The sequence below is a fragment of the uncultured Friedmanniella sp. genome, from assembly GCF_964244285.1.
Classification (GTDB): domain Bacteria; phylum Actinomycetota; class Actinomycetes; order Propionibacteriales; family Propionibacteriaceae; genus Microlunatus.
Genome location: NZ_CAXTHT010000001.1, coordinates 333,881 through 357,395 on the forward strand (window position 1 = coordinate 333,881; position 23,515 = coordinate 357,395).

23 protein-coding genes are annotated in these 23,515 nt (G+C 72.7%); 14 read left to right on the plus strand and 9 right to left on the minus strand.

Annotated elements, in window-relative coordinates:
* The first annotated feature begins 61 nt into the window (after positions 1 to 61).
* Complete coding sequence (locus tag ACFE7W_RS01540; RefSeq protein WP_375423006.1) at positions 62 to 1,519, plus strand: hypothetical protein; 1,458 nt, start codon at positions 62 to 64, stop codon at positions 1,517 to 1,519.
* Positions 1,520 to 1,607: 88 nt separating this feature from the next.
* Here ACFE7W_RS01540 and uvrA read toward each other — a convergent pair whose 3' ends face one another.
* Both uvrA and ACFE7W_RS01550 read right to left on the minus strand, forming a co-directional pair.
* Entirely contained in the window at positions 1,608 to 4,616 is a 3,009-nt protein-coding gene (uvrA, locus tag ACFE7W_RS01545) for an excinuclease ABC subunit UvrA (protein WP_375423521.1), read from the minus strand.
* A 51-nt stretch (positions 4,617 to 4,667) separates the two neighbouring features.
* Positions 4,668 to 5,498 (minus strand): class I SAM-dependent methyltransferase, encoded by an 831-nt coding sequence (locus ACFE7W_RS01550; protein ID WP_375423007.1) that lies wholly within the window; start codon positions 5,496 to 5,498, stop codon positions 4,668 to 4,670.
* Positions 5,499 to 5,525: 27 nt separating this feature from the next.
* Between ACFE7W_RS01550 and ACFE7W_RS01555 the strand changes: the two genes are divergently transcribed.
* Positions 5,526 to 6,284, plus strand: coding sequence for a maleylpyruvate isomerase family mycothiol-dependent enzyme (locus tag ACFE7W_RS01555; protein WP_375423008.1), 759 nt, complete (start codon positions 5,526 to 5,528; stop codon positions 6,282 to 6,284).
* Between the two features lie 36 nt (positions 6,285 to 6,320).
* Entirely contained in the window at positions 6,321 to 6,983 is a 663-nt protein-coding gene (locus ACFE7W_RS01560) for an MBL fold metallo-hydrolase (protein WP_375423009.1), read from the plus strand.
* 30 nt (positions 6,984 to 7,013) lie between these two features.
* On the opposite strand, the gene ACFE7W_RS01565 is transcribed toward ACFE7W_RS01560, so the two are convergent.
* Positions 7,014 to 8,507, minus strand: a complete 1,494-nt coding sequence (locus ACFE7W_RS01565) for a hypothetical protein (protein WP_375423010.1) — start codon at positions 8,505 to 8,507, stop codon at positions 7,014 to 7,016.
* Positions 8,508 to 8,765: 258 nt separating this feature from the next.
* On the opposite strand from ACFE7W_RS01565, the gene ACFE7W_RS01570 reads away from it, so the two are divergent.
* Genes ACFE7W_RS01570 through ACFE7W_RS01580 form a run of 3 tightly spaced genes read left to right on the plus strand, consistent with a single transcriptional unit; the run spans position 8,766 to position 11,846 of the window.
* Positions 8,766 to 10,418 carry an APC family permease gene (locus ACFE7W_RS01570; RefSeq protein ID WP_375423011.1) on the plus strand — a complete coding sequence of 551 codons (1,653 nt, stop codon included), beginning with the start codon at positions 8,766 to 8,768 and terminating at the stop codon, positions 10,416 to 10,418.
* A gap of 28 nt (positions 10,419 to 10,446) precedes the next feature.
* Positions 10,447 to 11,400 carry a DUF929 family protein gene (locus tag ACFE7W_RS01575; RefSeq protein WP_375423012.1) on the plus strand — a complete coding sequence of 318 codons (954 nt, stop codon included), beginning with the start codon at positions 10,447 to 10,449 and terminating at the stop codon, positions 11,398 to 11,400.
* Positions 11,397 to 11,846, plus strand: coding sequence for a vitamin K epoxide reductase family protein (locus ACFE7W_RS01580; protein ID WP_375423013.1), 450 nt, complete (start codon positions 11,397 to 11,399; stop codon positions 11,844 to 11,846). The genes ACFE7W_RS01575 and ACFE7W_RS01580 overlap by 4 nt, the downstream gene beginning before the upstream one ends.
* Positions 11,847 to 11,849: 3 nt before the next feature.
* On the opposite strand, the gene ACFE7W_RS01585 is transcribed toward ACFE7W_RS01580, so the two are convergent.
* The gene (locus ACFE7W_RS01585; RefSeq protein ID WP_375423014.1) at positions 11,850 to 13,919 is read right to left on the minus strand and encodes an MMPL family transporter; all 2,070 of its coding nucleotides are present in this window, start codon (positions 13,917 to 13,919) and stop codon (positions 11,850 to 11,852) included.
* A 239-nt stretch (positions 13,920 to 14,158) separates the two neighbouring features.
* On the opposite strand from ACFE7W_RS01585, the gene ACFE7W_RS01590 reads away from it, so the two are divergent.
* From ACFE7W_RS01590 to ACFE7W_RS01600, 3 genes are all read left to right on the plus strand, one after another.
* Positions 14,159 to 14,965 (plus strand): extensin family protein, encoded by an 807-nt coding sequence (locus ACFE7W_RS01590; RefSeq protein WP_375423015.1) that lies wholly within the window; start codon positions 14,159 to 14,161, stop codon positions 14,963 to 14,965.
* A 93-nt stretch (positions 14,966 to 15,058) separates the two neighbouring features.
* A complete protein-coding gene (locus tag ACFE7W_RS01595) occupies positions 15,059 to 15,787 on the plus strand; it encodes a helix-turn-helix domain-containing protein (RefSeq protein WP_375423016.1) in 729 nt (242 codons plus the stop codon).
* Positions 15,788 to 15,821: 34 nt separating this feature from the next.
* The gene (locus tag ACFE7W_RS01600) at positions 15,822 to 16,688 is read left to right on the plus strand and encodes a hypothetical protein (protein WP_375423017.1); all 867 of its coding nucleotides are present in this window, start codon (positions 15,822 to 15,824) and stop codon (positions 16,686 to 16,688) included.
* Between the two features lie 93 nt (positions 16,689 to 16,781).
* Here the strand turns inward: ACFE7W_RS01600 and ACFE7W_RS01605 are convergent, their stop codons facing one another.
* The 5 genes from ACFE7W_RS01605 to ACFE7W_RS01625 form a co-directional block, all read right to left on the minus strand.
* Complete coding sequence (locus ACFE7W_RS01605; RefSeq protein WP_375423018.1) at positions 16,782 to 17,408, minus strand: hypothetical protein; 627 nt, start codon at positions 17,406 to 17,408, stop codon at positions 16,782 to 16,784.
* Complete coding sequence (locus ACFE7W_RS01610) at positions 17,408 to 17,986, minus strand: DUF6286 domain-containing protein (RefSeq protein WP_375423019.1); 579 nt, start codon at positions 17,984 to 17,986, stop codon at positions 17,408 to 17,410. The genes ACFE7W_RS01605 and ACFE7W_RS01610 overlap by 1 nt, the downstream gene beginning before the upstream one ends.
* Complete coding sequence (locus tag ACFE7W_RS01615) at positions 17,983 to 18,381, minus strand: Asp23/Gls24 family envelope stress response protein (protein ID WP_375423020.1); 399 nt, start codon at positions 18,379 to 18,381, stop codon at positions 17,983 to 17,985. The genes ACFE7W_RS01610 and ACFE7W_RS01615 overlap by 4 nt, the downstream gene beginning before the upstream one ends.
* Positions 18,378 to 18,560, minus strand: coding sequence for a hypothetical protein (locus tag ACFE7W_RS01620; RefSeq protein ID WP_375423021.1), 183 nt, complete (start codon positions 18,558 to 18,560; stop codon positions 18,378 to 18,380). The genes ACFE7W_RS01615 and ACFE7W_RS01620 overlap by 4 nt, the downstream gene beginning before the upstream one ends.
* A gap of 131 nt (positions 18,561 to 18,691) precedes the next feature.
* Entirely contained in the window at positions 18,692 to 19,201 is a 510-nt protein-coding gene (locus ACFE7W_RS01625; RefSeq protein ID WP_375423022.1) for an Asp23/Gls24 family envelope stress response protein, read from the minus strand.
* 136 nt (positions 19,202 to 19,337) lie between these two features.
* On the opposite strand from ACFE7W_RS01625, the gene ACFE7W_RS01630 reads away from it, so the two are divergent.
* The 5 genes from ACFE7W_RS01630 (at position 19,338) to ACFE7W_RS01650 (ending at position 23,507) form a co-directional block, all read left to right on the plus strand.
* A complete protein-coding gene (locus tag ACFE7W_RS01630) occupies positions 19,338 to 19,985 on the plus strand; it encodes an RNA polymerase sigma factor (RefSeq protein ID WP_375423023.1) in 648 nt (215 codons plus the stop codon).
* A complete protein-coding gene (locus ACFE7W_RS01635; RefSeq protein WP_375423024.1) occupies positions 19,976 to 20,560 on the plus strand; it encodes an Asp23/Gls24 family envelope stress response protein in 585 nt (194 codons plus the stop codon). The genes ACFE7W_RS01630 and ACFE7W_RS01635 overlap by 10 nt, the downstream gene beginning before the upstream one ends.
* The gene (locus ACFE7W_RS01640) at positions 20,553 to 20,927 is read left to right on the plus strand and encodes a hypothetical protein (protein WP_375423025.1); all 375 of its coding nucleotides are present in this window, start codon (positions 20,553 to 20,555) and stop codon (positions 20,925 to 20,927) included. Before ACFE7W_RS01635 ends, ACFE7W_RS01640 begins: the two co-directional genes overlap by 8 nt.
* A 91-nt stretch (positions 20,928 to 21,018) precedes the next feature.
* Positions 21,019 to 22,320 (plus strand): YbiU family protein, encoded by a 1,302-nt coding sequence (locus ACFE7W_RS01645; protein WP_375423026.1) that lies wholly within the window; start codon positions 21,019 to 21,021, stop codon positions 22,318 to 22,320.
* A gap of 14 nt (positions 22,321 to 22,334) precedes the next feature.
* Positions 22,335 to 23,507, plus strand: a complete 1,173-nt coding sequence (locus tag ACFE7W_RS01650) for an ROK family protein (RefSeq protein WP_375423027.1) — start codon at positions 22,335 to 22,337, stop codon at positions 23,505 to 23,507.
* Positions 23,508 to 23,515: the final 8 nt, after the last annotated feature.

The window sequence follows — 23,515 nt, forward strand, 5'->3', positions numbered from 1 at the left end:
TCAGAAAAGGTAGCGGAGCATGGGAACCGTGGCTACGCTGACCGGCAGCGGGAGGAGCTCGATGACGAGACGCTGCGGGTCCTGGTTGTTGGCGGGCGTGGTCGTGGGGGCGGCGGCTCTGGGTCCAGGCGGTACCGCAGCGGCGGCACCGGCCACACCACGCAACGTGGCCGTGACGTGCGTCGATGACTCCGCGAGCGACTTCGACGGCGACGGCGCGCTCGACCTCGCCATCGGCGTGCCGAGCGAGGACCGCGGCAAGACTGCCGGGGCTGGCGCCGTGGAGATCCGGCACCCCTGCAACAACCACCCGACGCAAGCGCTCGTGCTGCCCGTGGCCCACGCTCACGACGGCTTCGGCTCTGCCCTGGGGTTCGGCAGCCTGAACGACGACTCCTACCTCGACCTCGCCGTCGGCGTCCCCGGACTGGACGTCGCGGGCCAGCGCGACGCCGGCGGGGTGGCGGTGTTCTACGGCTCGGCCAAGGGACTGCGGTACGCGAAGACGCTCACGCAGAACAGCGCCCACGTGGCGGGTTCGGTCCAGGCGCACGCCCGCTTCGGCCAGACGATCGCGATCGAGACCTACGCCCCTGATCGCACGGCCACGCTCCGGGTGGGCGAACCCGGGCGTACGGTCGCCGGCCAGGAGGGAGCAGGCGGGGTCGTCGACTACGACCTGCGCCACGGCCGCGTCCTGACGAAGACCTCCCGGCAGATCACCCTCGACACCCCCGGGATCCCGGGGAGCCCGCACACCGGCGACGCGATGGGAGCGGCGCTCTACTCCGACTACGAGGTCGGCATCCCGAACCGGACCGTGCGGGGTGCGGCCGGGGCGGGAGCGGTGCTGATCACCACCACCCTCGGTCGGGCGACCCTCCTCACCCAGGCCAGTCCCGGGATGCCGGGAACACCGGAACCGGGAGACCACTTCGGCGCATCACTGGCTCAGGACTGGTTCGGCGCCCCCGGGGAGTCGGTCGGCAGCATCGCCAACGCCGGCGTCGTCGAGCGTCCCAGCTCGGACCCCAGCGAGCGCGTCTCCCTCACCCAGCACGACGCCGACCCCTCGCAGGTGGTCGAGGCCGGCGACCGTTTCGGCGCTGCCCTCACCGAGACCGGCTTCCTGGTCGACGACACCGAGTGGCGCGGCCGCCAGCTGTACATCGGCGCGCCCGGCCAGGATGTCGCGGGGCACGCCGACGTCGGCACGGTCAGTGTGGTGGGCGAGTCCTACGATCCCGACGGCGACCCGTTCGTCCTCGGGGCCCGCTTCGGTGAGCTGGGCGGACGCGACGCGGTCACCGGCGGGCACTTCGGCGCCGTCCTGGCGCGTGTCGGACTGGGCACGGTGCAGGTCGGGGCACCCGACGCCCTCGGCGGCCGGCTCAGCCTCTACGGCGCACCGGAGGACTCCCAGAGCCTGCCGGGACTGGTGACCACCTACGCCCAGCGGGCGGGCAAGCCGGAGACCGGTGACCGCTACGGCGGCGCCGTAGCCCTCGGTCCGGTCTGAGTGCGCGAGCGCAGCCCCAGAGTGCGCTGACCGCTCTCGTCGGGCATCCGGGATGGCGATCAGAGCACGGCGAGCTGCAGAAGGTGCCTCAGCTGGCCCGCGCCGCCGGCACCCGGGCCGCGGCCTTGTCGGCGGCGGCCTTCTTCTTCGCCTCGGCGCGGGCCGCACGCTCGTCAGCGGCGATGGCCTTCTGCGCCTTCTTGGTCAGCGGGCGGCTGGGGATCAGGGCGGGCTGCGCCTTGCCGACCGGCACCGGTCGACCCTCGAGCAGTGGCCGCAGGAACTCCCCGGTGTAGGACTCAGGGCAGCGGGCGATCTGCTCCGGCGTGCCCTCGGCGATCACCGTCCCGCCGCGTGATCCGCCTTCGGGGCCCATGTCGATCAGCCAGTCGGCGGTCTTGATCACGTCCAGGTTGTGCTCGATCACCACCACGGTGTTGCCGGCGTCCACCAGCTTGCCGAGGACCAGCAGCAGCTTGCGGATGTCCTCGAAATGCAGCCCGGTCGTCGGCTCGTCCAGGACGTAGAGGGTGCGTCCGGTCGAGCGCTTCTGCAGCTCGCTGGCCAGCTTGACGCGCTGGGCCTCGCCGCCCGAGAGCGTGGTGGCCGGCTGACCCAGCCGGACGTAGCCCAGCCCCACGTCGACGAGGGTCTTCAGGTGCCGGGCGATCGAAGGCAGGGCGGCGAAGAAGTCCAGACCCTCCTCGATGCTCATGTCGAGCACCTCGGAGATCGACTTGCCCTTGTAGTGCACCTCGAGGGTCTCCCGGTTGTACCGGGCCCCGTGGCAGACCTCGCAGGGCACGTACACGTCGGGCAGGAAGTTCATCTCGATCTTGATCGTGCCGTCGCCGGTGCAGTTCTCGCACCGGCCGCCCTTGACGTTGAACGAGAACCGGCCCTGCTGGTAGCCGCGGACCTTCGCCTCCTGCGTCTCGGAGAACAGCCGCCGGACGTGGTCGAAGACGCCGGTGTAGGTGGCCGGGTTGGAGCGCGGCGTGCGGCCGATCGGGGACTGGTCGACATGGATGATCTTGTCCACCTCGTCGGCGCCGGTGATCGAGCGGTGCCGGCCGGGGACGTCCCGGGCGTTGTAGATCCGCTTGGCGAGCGCGGTGTAGAGGATGTCGTTGACCAGCGTCGACTTGCCGGAGCCCGAGACGCCGGTGACCGCGATCAGCTGGCCGAGCGGGAACGAGACGCTGACGTCACGCAGGTTGTGCTCGACGGCGTGGTTCACACTGATCTCGCGGCCCCTGGTGCGGGGGCGGCGGACCACCGGCAGCGGGATCTCGCGCCGGCCGGAGAGGTACTGCCCCGTCAGCGACGTCGGGTGGTCCAGGAGCTCCTGGACGCTGCCGGAGTGCACCACGTGCCCACCGTGCTCGCCCGCGCCCGGACCGATGTCCACGGCCCAGTCCGCCACCTTGATCGTGTCCTCGTCGTGCTCGACCACGATCAGCGTGTTGCCCATGTCCCGCAGCCGGATCAAGGTGTCGATCAGCCGACGGTTGTCGCGCTGGTGCAGGCCGATGCTCGGCTCGTCCAGGACGTAGAGCACCCCCACCAGGCCGGAGCCGATCTGGGTGGCGAGCCGGATCCGCTGCGCCTCGCCGCCGGACAGGCTGGCGGTCGGCCGGCTGAGCGACAGGTAGTCCAGGCCGACGTCGAGCAGGAACCGCAGCCGCTCGTTGATCTCCTTGAGCACCCGCTCGGCGATCTGCCGCTCACGGTCGGTGAGCTCCAGCTGCAGCAGGAACGCGGCCGCCTCGTCGATGGACATCGAGGAGATCTCGGCGATGTTCCTGCCGCCCAGGGTGACGGCCAGCGAGGTCGGCTTGAGCCGGGCTCCGTGACAGGTCTTGCAGGGCACCTCGCGCATGTAGCCGGCGAAGCGCTCGCGCGAGGTGTCGGTCTCGGCCTCGGCGTGCCGGCGCTCGATGTAGGAGATGACGCCCTCGTACTTGGCGTTGTAGGAGCGCTCGCGGCCGTAGCGGTTCTTGTAGGTGACGTGCACCTGGTTGGGGACGCCGTGCAGCAGCACCTTCTGCGCCGCCGCGGGCAGCCGGTGCCACGGCACCTTGGTGCTGAAGCCGACGCTGTCGGCCAGCGACTCGATCAGTCGCAGGAAGTAGTCGGCCACGTGCGCGGAGGCCCAGGGCGCGATCGCCCCCTCGGAGAGGCTGAGCTCGTCGTCGGGGACGACCAGCTCGGGGTCGACCTCCATCCGGGTGCCCAGGCCGCTGCACTCCGGGCAGGCGCCCCAGGGCCCGTTGAACGAGAACTGGCGCGGCTCGAGCTCTTCGATCGCGATGTCGTGGTCGTTCGGGCAGGCCATCTTCTCGGAGTACCGGCGCTCGCGCTGCGGATCCTTCTCCTCCAGGTCGACGAAGTCGATCGCCACCACGCCCTGGGCCAGGCCGAGGGCGGTCTCCACGGAGTCGGTCACCCGCTGCTTGGAGCTGGGCTTGACCACGAGCCGGTCGACGATGACGTCGATGGAGTGCTTCTTCTGCTTGTCCAGCGTCGGCGGCTCGATCAGCTGGACGACCTCGCCGTCCACCCGGACGCGGCTGAAGCCGTCGCTGGCCAGCTGCCGGAAGACCTCGACGTACTCGCCCTTGCGGCCGCGGACCACCGGGGCCAGCACCTGGAAGCGGGTGCCGTCGGGTAGGGCCATCAGCCGGTCGACGATCTGCTGCGGCGACTGCCGGCTGATCGGCTCGCCGCAGACCGGGCAGTGCGGACGGCCGGCGCGCGCGTAGAGCAGGCGCAGGTAGTCATAGACCTCGGTGATGGTGCCGACGGTCGAGCGGGGGTTGCGGCTGGTCGACTTCTGGTCGATCGAGACCGCCGGCGACAGGCCCTCGATGAAGTCGACGTCGGGCTTGTCCATCTGGCCGAGGAACTGCCGCGCGTACGCCGAGAGTGACTCCACGTAGCGGCGCTGGCCCTCGGCGAAGATGGTGTCGAAGGCCAGGCTGGACTTGCCCGACCCGGACAGGCCGGTGAACACGATCAGTGCGTCGCGCGGCAGGTCGAGGGAGATGTTGCGCAGGTTGTGCTCGCGGGCACCCCGGACGATCAGTCGGTCCATCACGAGGCACCACTGTAGGTGGGGGCTCCGACAGTTTCCTCAGACCGCGGGTCAGAGCCGCTCGACGAGGGTGCAGCGGATGACCTGACGGACCTCGATCGCGCCCCCCGGCACCGGCCGGGCGGACTCCAGCAACCGTCCGGCAGCGGCCCGCAGACCCGCCCGCTCGGGCTCGGGCACGAGCTGCCACATCTGCCGCTGACCCGTGCTCAGGCTGAACCGCTCCCACTGCTCGACGTCGGCGAACCGGACCGGCAACGGCTCCTCGACCGAGGCCGTCACCTGCCCCCCGGCCTCGCTGACCAGGGCGGCCAGGGCCGACTCGCTGCTGAACGGGCCCCGGCGGCCGGCGGTGCGGGGGTCGAGCATCCCGGGCGGCAGGTACGGGTCGAAGAGGTCGTCCACGGCTCGCCACACCTCGTCCTGCTCGCCGAAGGTGGTGATGCCGATCCGGCCTCCGGGCCCCAGCAGGTCGAGCCAGCAGCGCACCGCGGCGAGCGGGTCGGGCAGGAAGAACAGCACCAGGGACGCGGTGAGGAGATCGAGCGAAGCGGCCGGCAGGTCGGGACCGCCCGCATCGCCGGTTACGGCCCGGAGCCACGTCAGGCCGCGGCGCTCCGCCTCCTCCGCGGTCGCGGCGACCATCCCCGGAGCCAGGTCCATCGCGGTCACCGAGCCGTCCGGCCCGACGGCGCTCGCGATCCGCAGGGCGACGGCACCCCGGCCGCAGCCGAAGTCGGCCACCTGCTCGCCCGGCACCGGCCGGACCAGCGCGACCAGCCGCTCCGCGACGGGTGAGAAGAAGGCCACCCCACTCTGGTCGTAGGTCGGGCTGAGGTCGTCGAAGAGCCGGGCGACGGCGCCCGTGCGGAGATCGCTCACGCCGCCAGCATCCTCTACGGTGAGACCGTGCCCGACGCCCCGACCGCCGACCAGCCACCGGACCAGGAGGGGCGGCCGGACCAGCAGGGTCAGCTCGCCGGCCTGCGCGCCGAGCTCGTCGAGGCCACCGGCCGTCTGCTCGGCGACACCATCACCGTCACCGACGAGGACTGGCGGGGGCCGAGCCGGTTGCCGGGCTGGAGCCGCGGCCACGTCGCCACCCACATCGCCCGACAGGCCGACGGGCTGAGCCGGCTCGTCGACTGGGCCCGGACCGGCCGGCGGCAGGAGATGTACGGCTCTCCCGAGCAGCGCGAGAGCGAGATCGAGGCGGGTGCGCTGCGTTCGGGCCTCGAGCTGCAGGAGGACCTGGACGCGACGGCGGGCCGGCTCGACGGCGGGTTCGACCAGCTGGACACCGACGGCGGCTGGGACGCCGTGGTGACCCTGCGCGGGGGCCTCCAGACGCCGGCCCGGATGCTGCCGCTGGCCCGGCTGCTCGAGGTGGTGCTGCACCACGTCGACCTGGACACCGGCTTCACGCTGGACGACGTCAGGCCCGCCACCGCCGACTGGCTCCTGGAGCTGTCGGCGTTCCGGCTGCGGGAGCGCGATGAGTTCCCGCGGTTGGAGCTGGTGTCGGACACCACGTCGCTCACCGTGGGCAGCTCCGGGGAGACCCGTACGGTCCGCGGCCGCAGCGCCGACCTGCTGGGCTGGCTGACCGGACGCTGCGACGACTCCGCCCTGACCGGCGGGGACGGGCTGCGGCTGCCCGCCTTCTGAGGACCTTCCTCGACCCCCACCCGAGAGGACACCACGATGTCCGGACTGAACCACGTCGACCCCGGCGGCGAACCGCTGATCCTGCCGCTCTCCCCCAGTCTGACGATGACCAAGCTGAGCGTCGGACCGATGGACAACAACGCCTACCTGCTGACCAGCGCCGACGGTGGCCGGCTGCTGGTGGACGCCGCGGCGGACACCCCGCGCCTGCTGGCCGTCACCGCCAGCTCGCTGGACACCATCGTCACCACCCACCGGCACGCTGACCACTGGCAGGCGCTGAGCGACGTCGCCGAGGCCACCGGCGCCGCACTGCACTGCGGCCGTCCCGACGTGCACGCCATCGCCACCGGCGCCTGGGTCGAGAACCTGACCGGCCTCTGGGACGGGGACACGGTCACCGTCGGCGACCAGGTGCTGGACGTGATCGGCCTGGTCGGCCACACCCCCGGCTCCATCGCCCTCGCCTACGAGGGTGCCGACGGCGTGGCCCACCTCTTCACCGGCGACAGCCTCTTCCCCGGAGGCCCGGGCAAGACCTCCGGCCCGGCCGACTTCACGTCCCTGCTGGACGACCTGGAGCGAGGTGTCTTCGCCCGCTTCGACGACCGGACGGTGGTCCACCCCGGCCACGGCGACGACACCACCCTCGGCGCCGAGCGGCCCCATCTCCCGGAGTGGCGCGCCCGCGGCTGGTAGGCCCCCCGTGGGGAGGTAGCAGTCACGCTGTCAGGTGAGGTTCGGGATGCCGCCGAGGGCGGTGCCGTAGCGGTTGGTCCGGGCTGCGGCGGTGGCCTGGGTCCACTGGCCGCGGAGAGCCAGCGGGACATTCTCGTACAGGCAGTCGTACACGGCGACCCGCCCTCGACCGGCCGCTGCTCCTGGCGCCCCGACGAGCACCTGGGTGCCGGCCCGGAGCATGGCGGAGCCGAAGTGACCGTTCGGTTCCGGGTCGGGTGCCGGCGCGACCGAGACGGCGAAGATCCTCGGGTAGGTCGACCGGGCGAAGCGGAAGGACAGCACCGCGCCTGCGTCCTCGACCCCGGCCACGTCCTTGCCGGGCATGCCGGCCAGGATCTTGACCGTCTGCGTGCCGTTCTCCGTCGGCGGGACCCAGACCGAGAGAGCAGCGCCCAGCTGGTCCCCGGCGCGGGCGCGACCAGGGAACCGGTCGGTCTCCTGGTGGACGGAGTCCCCTTGTTGGGACTGGAGCAGGCCGGCGTCGCGGACGCCGCGCACGTCTTCGCCGGGGACGCCGATCCAGCCGCCGGCGAGGGCCGCGCCGAACCGGTCGCCCGTCTCGGCGGTGCCGGCGAAACCGCGGGTGTCCTGGGTGACCAGCTGGAGGCCGTAGGGGGAGTCGTCGTCGCGACGCGCCACGAGGACCGCGCCGGCCTGGTGGTGACCGTTGACCTTGCGGCCCGGGAGTCCGATGCCGAACGTGCCCGTCGAGAGGTCGATGGCCGCGCCCAGGTGGTCCCCGACGCCCGGAGCCCCTGGGACCCGAGGGCTGTCCAGCGTCAGCTCCTGCCGCACCACGCCCTCGGACGAGGACAGGGTGTTGATCTCGACCACCGCTCCGGCGTCCACCACGCCGCCGACGTCCTTGTCCGGGGCCCCGATCCCGAGCACGCCGTCAGGTTCGTCGTCCCACCAGCGCTCAGCCTCGAAGCTGAGGACGGCACCGAAGTGGGCGCCCGCCTGGACCCCTCCCGGCATCCCCGGCGACGCCTGGGTGAGGGTCCGGGCGTAGACCAGCCCCGCGGGCGAACCGAGGAACATGGCGATGCCGCCGGCGTCCTTGGCCTTCCCGACGTCGAGGCCGGGCACGCCCACCACGAGGTCGGTGTAGACGTCCCCGTTGAGGTGGGCCGCCGTGATGGCGGCCCCGAACCGGTCGCCGCGGTGCGACGTGGGCAACCGCAGGTTCTGCACCCCCGACCGGGCGGCACAGGAGTAGCGCACCTCCACCATCCCGGCCTGGGTCAGCCTCCCCCGCGGCGTGCCCGGTGCCCCCACGGCCACGTCGTTGCCGTCCGGGGTCCCGGTGAAGCTGGCCGAGCTGTCGGAGGGCTCGTCCCTGAGGCCAGGCAGGCCGCACCGCAGCTGCGTCTGACGAGCCGCTGGTGCCGGGGCAGGAGCTGCTCCGGCGGGGCGGGGAAGGATGGCGGTCAGGCAGAGGGCAAGGCCCGCGGCGAGGGCCCAACGTCGTCGGTGGCTCACGGTGTGGATCCTGACAGTCGCCGCCGCCGGGCGGGTCCGATCACCGACACAGTGACCGGACCGTTGCCGGATGGTCGGCCGGGTGCGCTGCTGGGAGCGGTGGTGGCTGCCAGCCGGGCTCGTAGGACCGTCGTGTTACAACCGTGAGTACGACGTGAACTCCGCGTGTCGAGGCCGTGACAAGCACACATAGTAAGCCTATGGTCAGATTCGGCTGCCCCGTCGGGGGACGGTCCGCTGTGCCCCTGGAGGTCCTCGGTGTCCAAGACCCTTGATGCTGTCCCCACGTCCACCGAACCGCGGCGGCTCAGCCGTACCGTCGGTTTCTGGGGCCTGAGCTTCGTCTCGCTCGGCTCCATCATCGGCTCCGGTTGGCTGCTGGGAGCCCTGACCGCGGCCGGCTACGCCGGTGGTGGCGGCTCGCTGATCTCGTGGGTGCTGGCCGCGATCATGCTGATGGTGCTAGCGCTGATCCACGCCGACCTCGGCGCCGCCTACCCGGTGGCCGGCGGCACGTCGCGCTACCCCAACTACGCGTTCGGCAGCTTCGCCGGCTTCACCGCCGGCTGGACGACCTACCTGCAGGCGGTGGCCATCGCCCCGCTCGAGGTCGAGGCGTCGCTCAGCTACGTGAACTCGGTGGACGCGGTCAAGAACAACTTCCCCCTGGTCAACGTGGACGGCACGCTCACCCTCCGGGGCATCGTGATCGGGGTGCTCGCGATGGCCCTGTTCTCGTTCATCAACCTGGGCGGCGCGAGGTGGCTGTCCGACAGCAACACCGGGATCGTGCTGTGGAAGATCTTCGTGCCGGTGCTCACCATCGTCACGCTGCTGCTGATCGACTTCCACCCGGGCAACTTCACCGCCGGCGGCGGTTTCGCCCCGTTCGGCTTCCACGGCGTCTTCGCGGCCCTGCCGGCGGGCGTGGTCTTCGCCCTGCAGGGGTTCGAGCAGGCCACCCAGATGGCTGGTGAGTCGGTCAACCCGAAGAAGCACGTCTCGAAGGCGATCATCCTGGCCATGCTCATCGGCACGGTCGTCTACATCGGCCTCGAGATCGCCTTCGTCGGCGCGCTCGACCCGGCCAAGCTGGCCAGCGGAGGCTGGGCCAGCCCGATCGGCGCCGGAGACTACGGCCCGTACTACACACTCGCGATCCAGTCCGGCGTCGCCTGGCTGGCGGTCATCCTGATCATCGACGCCGTCATCTCCCCCGGCGGCACCGGGCTCATCTACGTGGGCACGACCGCCCGGATCTCCTACGCGCTGGGCCTGCCGGACGCCCTGACCAGGGTCTCCAAGCGCGGGGTGCCGGTGTGGTCGATCGTCGTCGCGACCGTCTTCGGCATGGTCTTCCTGGCACCTGCCCCCAGCTGGCAGCAGCTGGTCGCCCTGATCACCGGCGCCACCGCGATCATGTACGCGTTCGCGCCCGTGTCGCTGGGTGCGCTGATGAAGGGCGACCCCAGCCGCGAGCACCCTTACCGCGTGCCGTTCCCCAAGGTCATGCTGCCGCTCGGCTTCGCGTTCGCGAACCTGATCATCTACTGGGGCGGCTTCGCGGCCACCTGGAAGCTGGCCATCGGTCTGCTGCTGGGCCAGGTCGTCTTCTTCATCGCCGTGGCCGTCCGCGCCCGCAACGTCGACGTGCCCCGCGCGCGGTTCCGCTCGGCGCTGTGGATCTGGCCCTGGCAGATCGGACTGATCGTGCTGGGCTACCTCGGCAACTACGGCGACGGCGCCGCCAAGGTGATGCCGGACGACTGGGACGCGCTGATCGTCGCGGTGTTCGCGCTCATCGTCTACTTCTTCACCGTCAGCACGGTGCAGCCGACGGCGGCGATCGAGACCATGGTCGCCGAGGACCTCGAGGAAGAGGAGGACCCGGTTCTCGCGGGGAACGCCTGACCCCGGTCCGGTCGTTCAGACTGGTGCCATGAGCCAGCCCCCCAAGCGCACGCCAGCCGCCGCCCGTCCGCAGGCCACGCGGACACCGCCCCGACCCGCCACCCCGCGACCGGCGGCCAACGCGGCCAAGGGTGCCGCCTCGGCGAGGGCACGGCTGGCCGCCGAGCAGGCGCGACAGGAGCGCCGGCGGCGTCAGCGGATGCTGGTGATCATCCCTCTGGCCGTGGTCCTGGTGGCCGTGGCCGCCCTCGTGGTCGTCCGGCTGACAGGGTTGGGCTCCTCGACGTCCCCGACCGCGAGCGGTGTCACCGACAGCGGGGTCATCGCGGGTGTCACCTCCGTGCCGGCCACCGTCCTCGACCAGGTCGGCACCGGCACCATGAAGACCCCGCCCAAGGCGGGCGGCGGAGCGGCGCTGACCGCGGACGGCAAGCCCAAGATCCTCTACGTCGGCGCGGAGTACTGCCCCTACTGCGCGGCCGAACGGTGGCCGATGGTGGTCGCGCTGTCCCGGTTCGGCACCTTCACCGGCCTCGGCCAGACCGCCTCCAGCTCCACCGATGTCTACCCCAGCACGCCGACGCTGACCTTCCACGGCTCGAGCTACACCAGCAAGACCATCGCCTTCACCGGCGTGGAGGCCGAGAGCAACGAGCGGTCCGGCAGCGGGTACGCCACGCTCGACACCCCCACGGCGGAGGACGAGCAGACCTTCTCGACGCTGAGCGGCGGCTCGTACCCGTTCGTCGACATCGCCGGCACGTACCTGATCAGCGGCGCTTCCTACGATCCGCAGGTCCTGGCGGGCAAGACCCACGCCCAGGTGGCGGCGGCGTTGTCCGACCCGAGCTCCGACATCGCCAAGGCCGTCGACGGGACGGCCAACGCGATCACGGCGGCCATCTGCGCCAGCACCGACAACAAGCCCAGCAACGTCTGCACCTCGGCCGGGGTGCTGGCCGCGGCGAAGACGCTGTCGTGAGCCCGGTGACGGACGCCGACCGGACGCGGACCCGGGTCGAGCCGTCGTTGGTGGTCGCGCTGGTCGGGCTCGCCGTCTCGGCGTACCTGACCGTCGAGCACTTCACCTCCTCAGCTCTGCTGGCCTGCCCCGAGGGCGCGGTGGTCAACTGCGCCAAGGTGACCTCGAGCCCCTACAGCGAGGTCGCCGGGGTCCCGGTGGCCGTGCTCGGGCTCGCGTACTTCGTGGGGATGGTGGCACTGCTCACCCCCGCGGCCTGGCAGCACCGTCGGCTCGACCTGGTCCGGCTCGCCGGCGTGGGCGCAGGGGTGTTGAGCGTGGTCTACCTCGTCTGGGTGGAGCTGTTCCGGGTCAACGCCCTCTGCCTGTGGTGCACCGCGGTGCACGTCTGCACGCTGGCCCTGCTGGGCACGGTGCTCTGGCGGACCGCCGACGCCGACCGGTAGCGCTCAGAGGGCCCGACGCGGCCGGGGCCGGCCGGGCCACCACCAGTTCGCCCGACCCAGCAGCGCCACCAGCGCGGGAGCCAGCACGCCGCGGACGAGGGTCGCGTCGAGGATGATGCCGAGGGCCAGCGCGGTGGCCAGGATCTTGACGTCGGTGGACGGCACCCGGGACAGCGCGATGAAGGCCAGGAACAGGATCAGGGCCGCGGAGGTGACCAGCCGTCCGGTCCGGGCCACGCCGGCGACGGTGGCCTGGTCGGTGTCGTGGTGGTGGTCGTACTCCTCTCGGATCCGGGACAGCAGGAAGACCTCGTAGTCCATCGACAGCCCGAAGAGGAAGGCGAACACGGCGATCGGGACCCAGGTGGTGATCGTGCCGGAGGCTTGCTGGCCGAAGAGCAGCGACGTGCCGTAGCCGTGCTGCCAGATGAGCACGGTGACCCCGTAGGCGGCGCTGATCGAGATCACGTTGAGTACCAGCGCCTTGACGGGCAGCCAGACCGACCGCAGCGCCGTCGCGAGCAGGACGAAGGTGACCAGGACGATCAGACCGAGGACGAGGGGCGCGTTGCCGTAGACGGCGACGAGGAAGTCGGCGTCCTGGGCGGGTACCCCGCCGACCTGCGCCCCCGTCCGCTCGGCCGCCGTCCGGACCGCGGCCGCGGCGTCCGACCCGGCGGCGTCGGAGGTGTCGGCGACCGTCCAGACGTCGACGACCCGCGCGTCCCCGGCGACCCACGAGGCGGGCGCGAGCACGCCGGCCACGCCCGGGAGGTCGGCCACCGCCGTCCGGACCGCGTCGACGTCGGTGGTGCGGATCTCGACCGGGCTCAGCAGCCCCGCGCCCACGCCCGAGTCGGCCAGCCGGGTGAAGGCGGTGCCGGCCGTGCCCGCGGTGGGGGCCTGCGACGCTGCGCTCGGCGTCCCGAGCCGCAGTCCGAGGACCGGAGCCGCCAGCGCGAGCAGCACCGCGGCAGCCGCGAGGGCGGACAGCCAGCGGTGCCCGACGACGGCGGAGCCGATCCGCCGCCAGAGCCGGCTCTCGGAGCTGCCGAGGCCGCGGCCTCCCCGGGACCGACGGGGCCATTCCAGCCGACGGCCCACCATCAGCAGTAGGGCCGGCAGCAGGGTGATCGACGCGACCACGCTGATCACCGGGATCAGCAGGCCGGTGAAGCCGACGCTGCGCAGGAAGGGCACGGGCAGCGCGATCAGGGCGGCGAGGCTGACCGCGACGGTGACCCCGGAGAAGAGGACCGACCGGCCGGCCGTGCGCAGCGTCCGCTCCATCGCCTCGGCCTCGGTGCCGCCGTGGGCGCGTTCCTCGCGCCAGCGGGTGACGATGAGCAGCGCGTAGTCGATGGCCACGCCCAGCCCGATCAGGGACAGCAGGTACTGGACGATGAAGGACACGTCGGTGACCTCGGTCAGGGCCCAGACGATCCCGAAGGTGGTCAGGATCGAGCCGGCCGCAACGACCAGGGGCATCAGGGCCAGGGCCGAGCCGAAGACGAGCAGCAGCACGACCAGCGCCCCGACCGCTCCGAACAGCACCTCGGCGAGGACGCCCGCCCCGCCGGACTCGGTGTCGGCGGCGAGCGCGTCCTGTCCGGTGACCGCCACCGGCACCGTGGTCGACGACGCCGCGATCCCCTCCAGGGTGGGCAGGGCCGCCGCGTACGCGTCGGGGCCGGGGACCGGGCGCGGGTAGACCAGCACGACGCCGGTCGTGCCGTCGGCCGAGCGCAGCTGCGGCTCGTCGACGAAGGAGACGATGCGGGCACCCGGGAGCGCTCCGGTAACGGCCCGGGTCAGCCCGGTCGCGGCCCGCTCGTCGACCTGGGTGGTGCCGTCGCCGACCACCAGGAGCAGCGGCGCGTCGTCCGCGCCAGAGCCGACCTCGTCGGCGAGCCGCTGGTTGGCCTCGAAGCCCGGCTGCCCGGGCAGGCTGAAGTCGTAGGTCAGCGCGTCCACGGCCCGCGGGGCGGCCACGGCGCCAGCCGCGGCGAGCAGCACCCAGAGCACCACGACGAGGTAGCGGTACCGGGCCACGAAGGCAGCGAGCGGGCGCACGGGGGGTCCTCTGCTTCGTCGGCGGTCAACGACGTGCCGAGCATACGGCGGGGCACCCTGGTCCTACCCCAACCGGACCGCGGTCCGACGCGGCCGCTGGGCTCCGGCTGAAATCCTCGAAGGCGTGAAGCCCTGGTTTTCTCACTCCAGTTGTCCCGACACGCCGGGATGGTCGGCGTGTCGGGACGACTGGAGTGAGAAATTAGGGCCAGGTCGGGTCGCCGGCGTCGAGGAGCGGGGTGAAGCGTCGCCAGCTGCTCCGCTGGGCGGGGGCGAGCAGCGCCGCACTGCTCGTCGGCGGCTGCTCCCGCTCCCCCGACGGGTCGGGCTCCAGCGGGGCGGACGCCCCGGACCACTGCGTGGCCCGAAGCACGCTGGCCGAGCACAAGACGCTCGAGAAGCTGCCCTTGGTCTACGAGATCAGCCAGCGGCGGGAGTCGTTCGCCTTCGAGCCCGGCTTCTTCGGTCAGCTCGGCCGGTGGCTCAGGGCGTACCGGAAGGAGTCCGGCCTGGCCGCGCCCGACCAGGTCTGGACCTACGGCGCCTACGTCGACGGCGGGTCCGACTGCAGCTCGTGGCACGCGGCGGGTCGCGCGTTCGACCTGTCGCGGCTACGACTGCCTGGTGTGGATTTCGTCTCCTGCCGCCACGACCGCTGGCGCTCGAGCTCGGGAGAGGAGCTCCGGCGGGCGCTGCGGCGGTACTGGGCCCTGGCCGCGAGTCTGCACCACGACTTCGCCTACGTGCTGACCTATGAGTACAACGCCACCCACGCCAACCACATCCACGTCGACAACGGACGCTCGGGCAGCGGCCTGTCGAAGCTGTCGACCTCGTCGACCTCGCAGCTGCAGGCGGTCCAGGCCATCTGCACCCACCTCTGGGACGAGCCGGTCGAGGTCACCGGCGCCTGGGACGCCGGCACCCGGGCCGCCAGCCGCCGGGTGCTGGACCGCATCGGCCACGGGGGCGACCTGAACGACTCGGCCGGTGCCTGGCGGGCGTTCCTGAAGGCGTCCGTACCCCGCGGCGCTGCGCCGGGCTGACGAGCGGCCAGGCATCGAGAGGCGGCCGAGCTCCTCGCGTCGGTGCTCACCCGGTCCTCGACCGCCGAGGTGGGGCTGTAGTGGAATGGGCTCGTGTACCGCGAGCTGCGTCCCCCGCCGTGGCTCGCGCACGTCGCCTGCGCGTGGGTGAGTGACGGGTCCGGCGCGAGGGTGCTGCCGGACGGCTGCGTGGATGTGGTGCTCAGCGGAGGCCGGGTCGTGGTGGCGGGCCCGGCCACCGGGGTGGTCGTGGTGGCACCTACTCCGGGCCAGCACGGCTGCGGTGTGCGCTTTCGCGTCGGTGCGGCCGAGGTGGGTCTCGGCATCCCGGCCGACCAGCTGCGCGACCAGACGGTCCCGATCGAGGACGTCATCGGCGCTCGGCCAGCGCGCCGTCTGACCGCCGCCGTGCTGGGCGCCGGCCCCGAACGGGCGGTGAGCGTGTTGACCCGTTCCTTCGCCGAGCCGGTTCGGACGCCAGACGTCCTGGCCCGCCGCGCTGCACTGCTCTCCGTCGAGCAGCCGCTCGCTGGGGTCGGTCGTCAGCTCGGGCTCGGGGAACGTCAGCTCAGACGCCGGATCGAGCGTGCGGTCGGCTACGGCCCGCGCACGCAGCAGCGGATTCTGCGACTGCAGCGGTTCCTCCGCCTGATCGAGGGAGAGCCGGCTGCGAGGACGCTGGCCCAGCTGGCCGCGGCGGCCGGCTACGCCGACCAGCCTCACCTCGGCCGGGAGTGCCGCAGCCTCACGGGACGCACGCCGGCACAGCTGCGGGACGAGGGAGCGACACCGGCAGGGGAGTCGATGTCCGGAACGTTCTAGCCACTGGTGCCGTTCGTTCGCCAGGCTGGCTGCCGTGATCAACCTCGACGCTGCCCGTACCTTCGTCCACAGCCACGCCCGACTGATCGATCGCCGCCGCTTCCAGCACGCCTTCGACGACGCGCCGGCTGAGCTGGTCGTGACCGCGCTCGCCGCCTACCGGAACCCCGACGGCGGTTTCGGCGCCCTGGAGCCGGACCTGCGGACTCCCGCGAGCCAACCGATCCCGCTGCGCTACGCGATGGACGTCCTCGCCACCGTGCCGTCCACGGGCGAGACCCGAGCACTGGGCCTGGGTGCCCTCGACTGGCTGTCGACCGTCACCAACGACGACGGAGGCGTGCCGTTCGTGCTGCCGGGCGCGGACGAGCAGCCGGCCGCGCCGTGGATGCGAGCCACCCCGGAGTCCTCCCTGCTCGCCACCGCCCAGCTGCTCGCCGGCGCGACGCGCCTCGGGCTCGACCACCCGTGGCTGGAACGGGCGGGCGAGTACTGCTGGGCCCGGATCGACGACGTCTCCCCCGGGGACGCCTACACCTTCAAGTACGTCGTCGACCTGCTCGACGTCGTGCCCGACCGGGATCGGGCCGACCAGCAGCTTCAGCGGCTGGCCGATCTGGTTCCCGCCGACGGCCGCCTCGGGGTCGAGGAAGGCGCGCCAGGCGAAGAGCTCGATCCCCTGGCCCTCGCACCCTCACCTGACCATGCCGGCACCCGCCTCCTGGGCGCAGCCGCGCTCGAGCGGGCCCTCGACCACCTCGAGGGCGGTCAGCGCGGCGACGGTGGCTGGGACTTCACCTGGACGAAGTGGAACCCCGCGGCAGCCTGGGAATGGCGTGGCGTCGTCACCGTCGAGGCCCTCCTGACGCTGCAGTCCCATCGCGGGCTCCGACTCGGCTGACCGTCGGACACGTCGAGGACGCGTCTCTCACGACACCGAGCTCAGCGCCCGGCTCCTGCCGACCTCTGACCTCACGGTCCTCCCGGCCGGGCCTCAGCGGGGTTCGAGGACGACTTCGCCGGAGCTGCTCCTGGTGGCGCCGATCTCGATCTGGACCCCGAGCCGGGCGAGCCGGGTGTCGAGGGCGCCGCCGAGATCCGTCGCCACCTGGGTCTGGAGGGCCTCGAGCAGCCGCGGCACGTCGGCCTGGTCGGTGGCGGTGACCTTCACCGTGAGCTCGGGCTGCTGGGCCGTGCCGCGGATCACGGCGGAGGCTTCCTGGACGTCGGGCAGTGTCGCGATCTGGGCTTCGACCGCGTCGGCGAGGACGGCGGGGGCACAGCTGGTGAGCCCGCCCGCGGTGTCGTCGTGCAGCCGGAACGGCTTGGCCGAGTTGGTGCGCGGGACCTGGGCTACGAGCCAGGCCAGCCCGAGCAGGGCCACGACCACGCCGAGCACGGCGATCAGGAGCGCCACCCAGGTGAGCCCGAGAGCCGACGCCGTGGCGGCCCCGAAGAGTCGGTCGGCGGGCCGCGGACGGCTGACCTCGAGCCGGGCGGCTGCGGCCAGCGGCGCCAGCAGCCCCGTCCCGATCAGGACGACGGCCAGGCCGGACAGCAGGGTCAGCAGGCCGACCACGCTGAGCCAGGCCCGGTTGAGGGCGGTGGCGGTCTGGCGCATCAGATCCCCTTCGTACGGACGGTGGTGGTGACCCGCGGCACGGGGTGCACGCCGGTTGCGGCGAGTGTCTCCGCGACGCCGCGGCTGACCTGGCTGCGGATCTGCTCGACCTGCTCGGACGTGGTGATGACGTCGAGCCGAACCCGGCGGTCCGACGCGGAGGCCGAGACGCGGTCGACGCCGTCGACCCGGTCGGCACGAGCGGCCGCGAGGCGGGCCAGGGCCCGGGTGGAGATGACGAGGTCGGTGGCCCCGGCGCCGTCGGCACCGGCGGTGCCGGCCTGCATCCGAGCGGTCCGGAAACGTCCCGGTGTGAGCCCGGCCAGCAGCAGCACCAGGCCGACGAGCGCCAGCACGGCACCGGTGGCCACCACCGCGGACGAGACCCAGGTCAGTCCGGCGACCGCGCGCGCCGCGGTGGTCGGTGCGGACGGCCAGCTGCCGTCCACCAGCCGGGCGAAGCCGATGAGGGCGGCCAACACCCCGACGGCGAGCAGGACCACGGCCACGACGGTGGCGGGCACCGCCCGGCTCGAGCGTCGCCGCAGGCTGCGGGACCGGGCGTTGCTGCGGCTCATCGCAGCACCCGCGCCGGGCCGGCCGCCCGGGAGGTGAGGAAGGCGACCTCGACGTCGACGCGCCGGACGTCGACGCCGGTCAGCTCCTCGACGCGCCGGGTCACGTGCTCCCGCACCAGGTGGGTGGCGCTGCGGATCGACCCGGGGTAGGCGATGCCGACCTCGAGGGTGAGATCGGCGGACCGACCCGACAGCTGGACGTCGACCTTGGGCCGGGCCCCGGCGTCAGCGTCGCTACCGAAGCCCAGCAGGCCGCCGGAGCGGCCCGAGGTGAGGCTGAGCTCGGCCGCGGCCTGCGCCGCGACCTTCTCCACCACCCGCTGGGCCAGCACCAGCCGGCCGCGGTGGCGCGGGGAGACCGGGAAGCCCGACGTGGGGAGGGTGAGGGCGCTCATCGCTTCTCGGTGGCCCGGCCGAGGGTGCTCGCCACGTCGATCCGGCCGTCGAGGACCATGCCGACCAGCAGGCCGACCAAGCCGAAGAGCAGGACGATGACGAACGAGCCGAACGTCCCGAACGCGGCGGTGACGCCCAGGACGAGCCCCACGAAGAGGGCGGTGGTGGTGCGGGACATGAGAACTTCCTCTGGCTGGCTGGCTGTGGGTGAGTGGTCGTGGGTGCGGGTGCGGGTCGTGGGCACCGAGCCCGGCGGCCGCCGTCCGGAGGGGTACGGGCGACGACGGCCGGGGGATCGTGGCGGGTCGGTCAGCGTAGCGGAGCCGAGGCGACGGCGGGCAGGTCCGCGGCGTCCTCCTCGGGCAGGTGAACGTCGGTGACATTGACGTCCACGGAGACGACCTCCAGGCCGGTGCCGTGCTCGACGGCGCGGATGACGTTCTCGCGGATCTGCTCGCTGACGGTGACGATCGACGCGCCGTACTCGACGACCACGGAGACCTCGACCGCCGCCTGGCTCTCGCCCTTCTCGACGCTGACGCCGCCGGTGACGCTGCCGGCGGAGCTACCTCCGGGGATGCGCTGCTGCAGGTTGCCGAGCGCGCGACGGGCCGCGTTCCCCATCGCGAACACCCCCGGCACCTCACGGGTGGCGATGCCGGCGATCTTGGCGACCACGGTCTCGGCGATGGTGGTGTCACCGTGCTCGGTGTGGAGGGCGTCGAGGACCTTCGGCGCGTGCTGCTCGGCCTGCTCGGCCGCCTTGGCCTCGGCCTGGCGGCGCTCCTCGCCGGTGGGCTGGACGACGGACTGCGACATGGAAACTCCTGAACTCGGTGGACTGCTGTCATCAGGTAAGTCGCGGACCGGCGGAGATCGTCACGGCCGGATCCTCGAAATCTTCCCCGGTCCGCTCCGCCCCGGTTCGCTGCGCGGTGATGTCCTACGCTGAACGGTGCTCGGGGCGAAGGCCCGGGACGACGAGCAGGGAGGGCACGTGGACGCGGACGACGCCGTCCGGCCTGCGGGCGCGCAAACCGCGCTGCTCCCGGATGAGGCGACCGTGGTGGCACGGGCCCGCGACGGGAACGTCGAGGCGTTCGAGGCCCTGGTCGACCACTACCAGACGCCGCTCTTCCGCTACGCCTACCGGCTGCTGGGCGACCGGGGCAGCGCCGAGGACGTCGTCCAGGAGACCTTCGTCGGCGCGTGGCGGGGGCTGCCCACCCTCACCTCGACCGCCGCGTTCCGCGGCTGGCTCTACCAGATCGCGACCCGGCGCAGCTTCGACCTGCTGCGCGTCCGCCGTCCCCAGCCGACGGCGCCGGACGAGGAGGACGAGCGACGCGGTAGCCTCGGCGACGCGGCGCGCGATCGGGACGACCCGGCCCAGATGGTGGTGCGCCGGGCGCAGGTCCAGGCGCTGCAGGCGGCACTCGCGACGCTGCCGCCCGAGCAGCGGGCGGCCTGGTCGATGCACCAGATCGACGGGCTCAGCTACGACGAGGTCGCCGTCGCGCTCAGAGTGCCGCCCTCCACGGTGCGCGGCCGGATCGCCCGGGCCCGGCAGAACCTGGCGGAGAGGATGGCCTCATGGCGGTGAACGAGGAGTCCCGCCTGGGTTGCGGCCGCCTCGTCGACGACGTGTGGGCCGACGCCGACCGGCCCCCGGACGCCCACGAGCAGACCTGCCCGTTCTGCCAGCAGGCGCGGGCCACCATGCTCGGGCTCTCCGAGGCCACCGACGCCCTTCGGGGGTATGAGGAGCAGGACCCCGAGTACGTCCCCAGCGTGGCGGTCAAGGACCTCGTCATGCAGCTGGTCCACATCGAGGTCCGGCGGGGGCGCGCCCTCCCGCTGCGGGTGCCCGAGACGGAGGCTCTCGTGCCGCGGCTCGCCATCAGCGAGCAGGCGGTCCTCGACGTGGTCTGGCAGGGCGCCGACGCGATCCCGGGCGTCCGTGGGCGGCACTGCGCGGTGGTCGCCGAACTCACGGAGCAGCGCCCCGGCGAGGCTGGCACCGTCCGGATCGAGCTGCACGTCGCCCTGGCGGCGGGGGTCTCCATCCCAGAGGTCACCGGCCGGCTGCGGGACCACCTGCGTCGGCACGTGGCCGATGAGACCGGCCTGCACACCAGCAGGATCGACGTCACGGTCGAGGACCTCTACGATGCCTGACCTCCGGCCGGAAGCCGGCGCCGAGACCGGTGCTGAGGCTCTGCGGCAGGCCGCGGCCGACGCCGTCACGGCGGTCCCCCACGTCGTCCGGCTCGAGCCCACCCTGACCAGTGCCCTCCGGCAGCTGCGGACCGCCACCCGGCGCGGTGCCCCCCTGTCCGGACGCGCGGCCTTCTCCCCCGTCGACGGCGTGGACCTCACCCAGCGGGACGGCCTGGTGGACATCCACGTCGACATCACGACCGCGACGACGCAGCCGGCCGACGTCACCGCGCAGGCGGTGCTGGACGCGTTGCTGGCCACCGTCGCCGCTCGCCGGCTGCGCCCGGGGGACCTGACCGTGACGGTGCTCCGCCTGCACCGCTGAGTCCGGGAGACCCGACTCTTGCCAGGCTTCGTAAGGAACCTTTACATTAGTCGGGTTAGGTCTCCTTACTCGTCGACCGGAGGACGAAACCATGACCAGCACCAGCACCAGCACCCACCGCAGCGAGCTCAGCGGCCTGCCTCACTGGGAGTCGCTCCCCGAGGACCTCCCGGCGGCCATCGTCGAGGTCAAGGCGGCCATCCGCGACCGGATCGCCGCGTCCGGACGCACCGTCGAGGAGGTGGTCGCCGAGGTCGAGGAGTTCCTCCGGGCCGAGGTCGCCGACATCCGCGCCACCCGCGAGCGGGGCGAGGAGGTGTGGCCGGTGATCGACTACACCGATGTCGAGGCCGGCACCGTCAGCGAGGAGACGTTGGCGCTGGTGCAGCGCCGGGGCTGCGCGGTGATCCGCCGCCACTTCACGCGCGAGCAGGCCGAGCGGTGGGACGCGGCCATCGTCGACTACGTCGACGGCAACCACTTCTTCGAGAACTACGCCGGTCCGGCCGATGACTTCTTCGGCGACCTCGAGGCGTCCAAGCCCGAGATCTACCCGGTGTACTGGTCGAGTGCGCAGATGGAGGCCCGGCAGCACCCGCGGATGGCCGCCGTCCAGTCGTTCCTCAACGCCCGCTGGACCTCCGACGGGGAGGGCCGCAGCTGGTTCGACCCGGACCGGGACAGCCTCTACCCCGACCGGATCCGCCGCCGTCCGCCCGGCGTCGACTCGGGCGGCCTCGGCACCCACTCCGACCCCGGCACGCTCGACCTGTGGATGACCGAGGGCTACCAGCAGACCTTCCGGCACCTGTTCGCGGGCGACTTCGCCGCGTACGACCCCTGGGACGCGGCCTACCGCACCGAGGCGGCACAGTACCCGGGCTCCACGATGTGCTCGGCGTTCCGCACCTTCCAGGGCTGGACCGCCCTCAGCGAGATGGCCAACGACCAGGGCGTCCTGCACACCGTCCCGATCCCGAAGGCGATGGCCTACCTCATGCTGCGGCCGCTGCTGAGCGACGTCGCCGAGGACGACATGTGCGGGGTCAAGCCGAACCACACCTTCCCCACGACCCGCAGGTGGCACGACCTCCTCACCGACGCCGTGTCGTCGATCCCGAGCGTGCAGCCCGGGGACTCGGTCTGGTGGCACTGCGACATGGTCCACTCCGTCGCACCCGTGCAGCAGCAGCAGGGCTGGGGCAACGTGATGTACATCCCGGCCGCCCCCTGGTGCCGCAAGAACGAGGACTACGCCGGGCTCGTCAGCGAGGCGTTCACGTCCGGCCGCAGCCCGTCGGACTTCCCCGAAGAGGACTACGAGGTGTCCTGGCCCGACCGCTTCCGCCCCGACCAGCTGAACGAGATCGGCCGTCGCGGGCTCGGCCTGTGACCCTGCCGGCCCGGATGACCCCGCCCCTCCCGGTGGACGCGCCCACCCCGATCCTCAGCGAGGAGCCGTCGCGTCCCTCGCTGGGGATGGTGCGGCAGCTGACCGATCGTCGCGTCTTCGCTGCGCTGCTGGAGGCCGGCACCCTGACGCGCGCGGCGATCGCCGCCCGGACGGGGATCTCCAAGCCGACCATCTCCGAGAGCGTCCGTCGGCTGATCGAGGCGGGCGTGGTGGCCGAGGACGGGCCGGAGGTCGGCGGTCGCGGCCGGGCGGGGACGTCCTGTCGGCTGCGTCCGGACGCGGCAACGGGCCTGGCGGTCTCGGTCGGGCCGGACGGGGTGGTGGTCGACACCTTCGACCTCATGGGCGACCCGATCGCCCACGTCGAGCAACCCGTGCCCCCGCCCCCCCTCGAGGGCCGCGACCTCGCTCCGGTCCTGCGGGCGGCCGTCGACTCGGCGGTCGCCCGGACGCCCGGGCCGGTCCGCAGCTGCGCGGTCAGCGTCGCGGGCCCCGTCGACCGGCGGACGGGCGCGCTGCTGCCGCTGCCACACGCCCCGTTCCTGCTCGGGGAGTTCGCTGCGGCCGAGGTGCTGCACGGCCTCGCCCCCGACGTCGAGGTCGACAACGACGTGAACTGGGCGGCCCTGGCCGAACAGCGGGACGGCAACGCCGCGGACCTGGACGACTTCGTCCTGGCCTACCTGGGTGCCGGCATCGGCGGCGCCGTCGTCCTCGGCGGCAGGGTCGTCCGGGGCGCGAGCGGGCTGGCCGGCGAGCTGGCCCACGTCCGCACCGCCGGGCCGGCCGGACAGAGCCGGACGCTCGTCGAGTCCTTCACCGACTGGGGCCTGATGCGGCCCGGGTCGGAGGCGATCGACGTCGACCGGGTCCGCCGGCTGCTGACCAGCACCTCCGCGCCGGACCGCCGGACCGGCGACGCGATCGCGACCGCCGTCGCCGGAGCCCTGAGCTCGGTGGTCGCCCTGCTCGACCCGCAAGGCCTTCTCCTGGGCGGGCCCTGGGGCAGCACGCCCGGCTTCCTGGAGCGGGTGGCCGAGCGGCTGGACCCGGGCGACCGCGGCCTGCTGGTGCGGCCGACCGCCCTCATCGGCGCGCCGTACCGGGACGGCGTCCGGCTGCGGGCGGTCGCCGCGGCCCGCCAGGCGGTGGCCGACGCGTTCTGAGACCGTGA

What these genes read in the sequence shown, in the direction of transcription:
- ACFE7W_RS01540 (WP_375423006.1), top strand. Translation starts at nt 62, where the DNA reads ATGACGAGACGCTGCGGGTCCTGGTTGTTGGCGGGCGTGGTCGTGGGG.
- uvrA (WP_375423521.1), bottom strand. Translation starts at nt 4,616, where the DNA reads ATGGACCGACTGATCGTCCGGGGTGCCCGCGAGCACAACCTGCGCAAC.
- ACFE7W_RS01560 (WP_375423009.1), top strand. Translation starts at nt 6,321, where the DNA reads ATGTCCGGACTGAACCACGTCGACCCCGGCGGCGAACCGCTGATCCTG.
- ACFE7W_RS01575 (WP_375423012.1), top strand. Translation starts at nt 10,447, where the DNA reads ATGAGCCAGCCCCCCAAGCGCACGCCAGCCGCCGCCCGTCCGCAGGCC.
- ACFE7W_RS01605 (WP_375423018.1), bottom strand. Translation starts at nt 17,408, where the DNA reads ATGCGCCAGACCGCCACCGCCCTCAACCGGGCCTGGCTCAGCGTGGTC.
- ACFE7W_RS01610 (WP_375423019.1), bottom strand. Translation starts at nt 17,986, where the DNA reads ATGAGCCGCAGCAACGCCCGGTCCCGCAGCCTGCGGCGACGCTCGAGC.
- ACFE7W_RS01615 (WP_375423020.1), bottom strand. Translation starts at nt 18,381, where the DNA reads ATGAGCGCCCTCACCCTCCCCACGTCGGGCTTCCCGGTCTCCCCGCGC.
- ACFE7W_RS01620 (WP_375423021.1), bottom strand. Translation starts at nt 18,560, where the DNA reads ATGTCCCGCACCACCACCGCCCTCTTCGTGGGGCTCGTCCTGGGCGTC.
- ACFE7W_RS01625 (WP_375423022.1), bottom strand. Translation starts at nt 19,201, where the DNA reads ATGTCGCAGTCCGTCGTCCAGCCCACCGGCGAGGAGCGCCGCCAGGCC.
- ACFE7W_RS01635 (WP_375423024.1), top strand. Translation starts at nt 19,976, where the DNA reads ATGGCGGTGAACGAGGAGTCCCGCCTGGGTTGCGGCCGCCTCGTCGAC.
- ACFE7W_RS01640 (WP_375423025.1), top strand. Translation starts at nt 20,553, where the DNA reads ATGCCTGACCTCCGGCCGGAAGCCGGCGCCGAGACCGGTGCTGAGGCT.
- ACFE7W_RS01645 (WP_375423026.1), top strand. Translation starts at nt 21,019, where the DNA reads ATGACCAGCACCAGCACCAGCACCCACCGCAGCGAGCTCAGCGGCCTG.
- ACFE7W_RS01650 (WP_375423027.1), top strand. Translation starts at nt 22,335, where the DNA reads ATGACCCCGCCCCTCCCGGTGGACGCGCCCACCCCGATCCTCAGCGAG.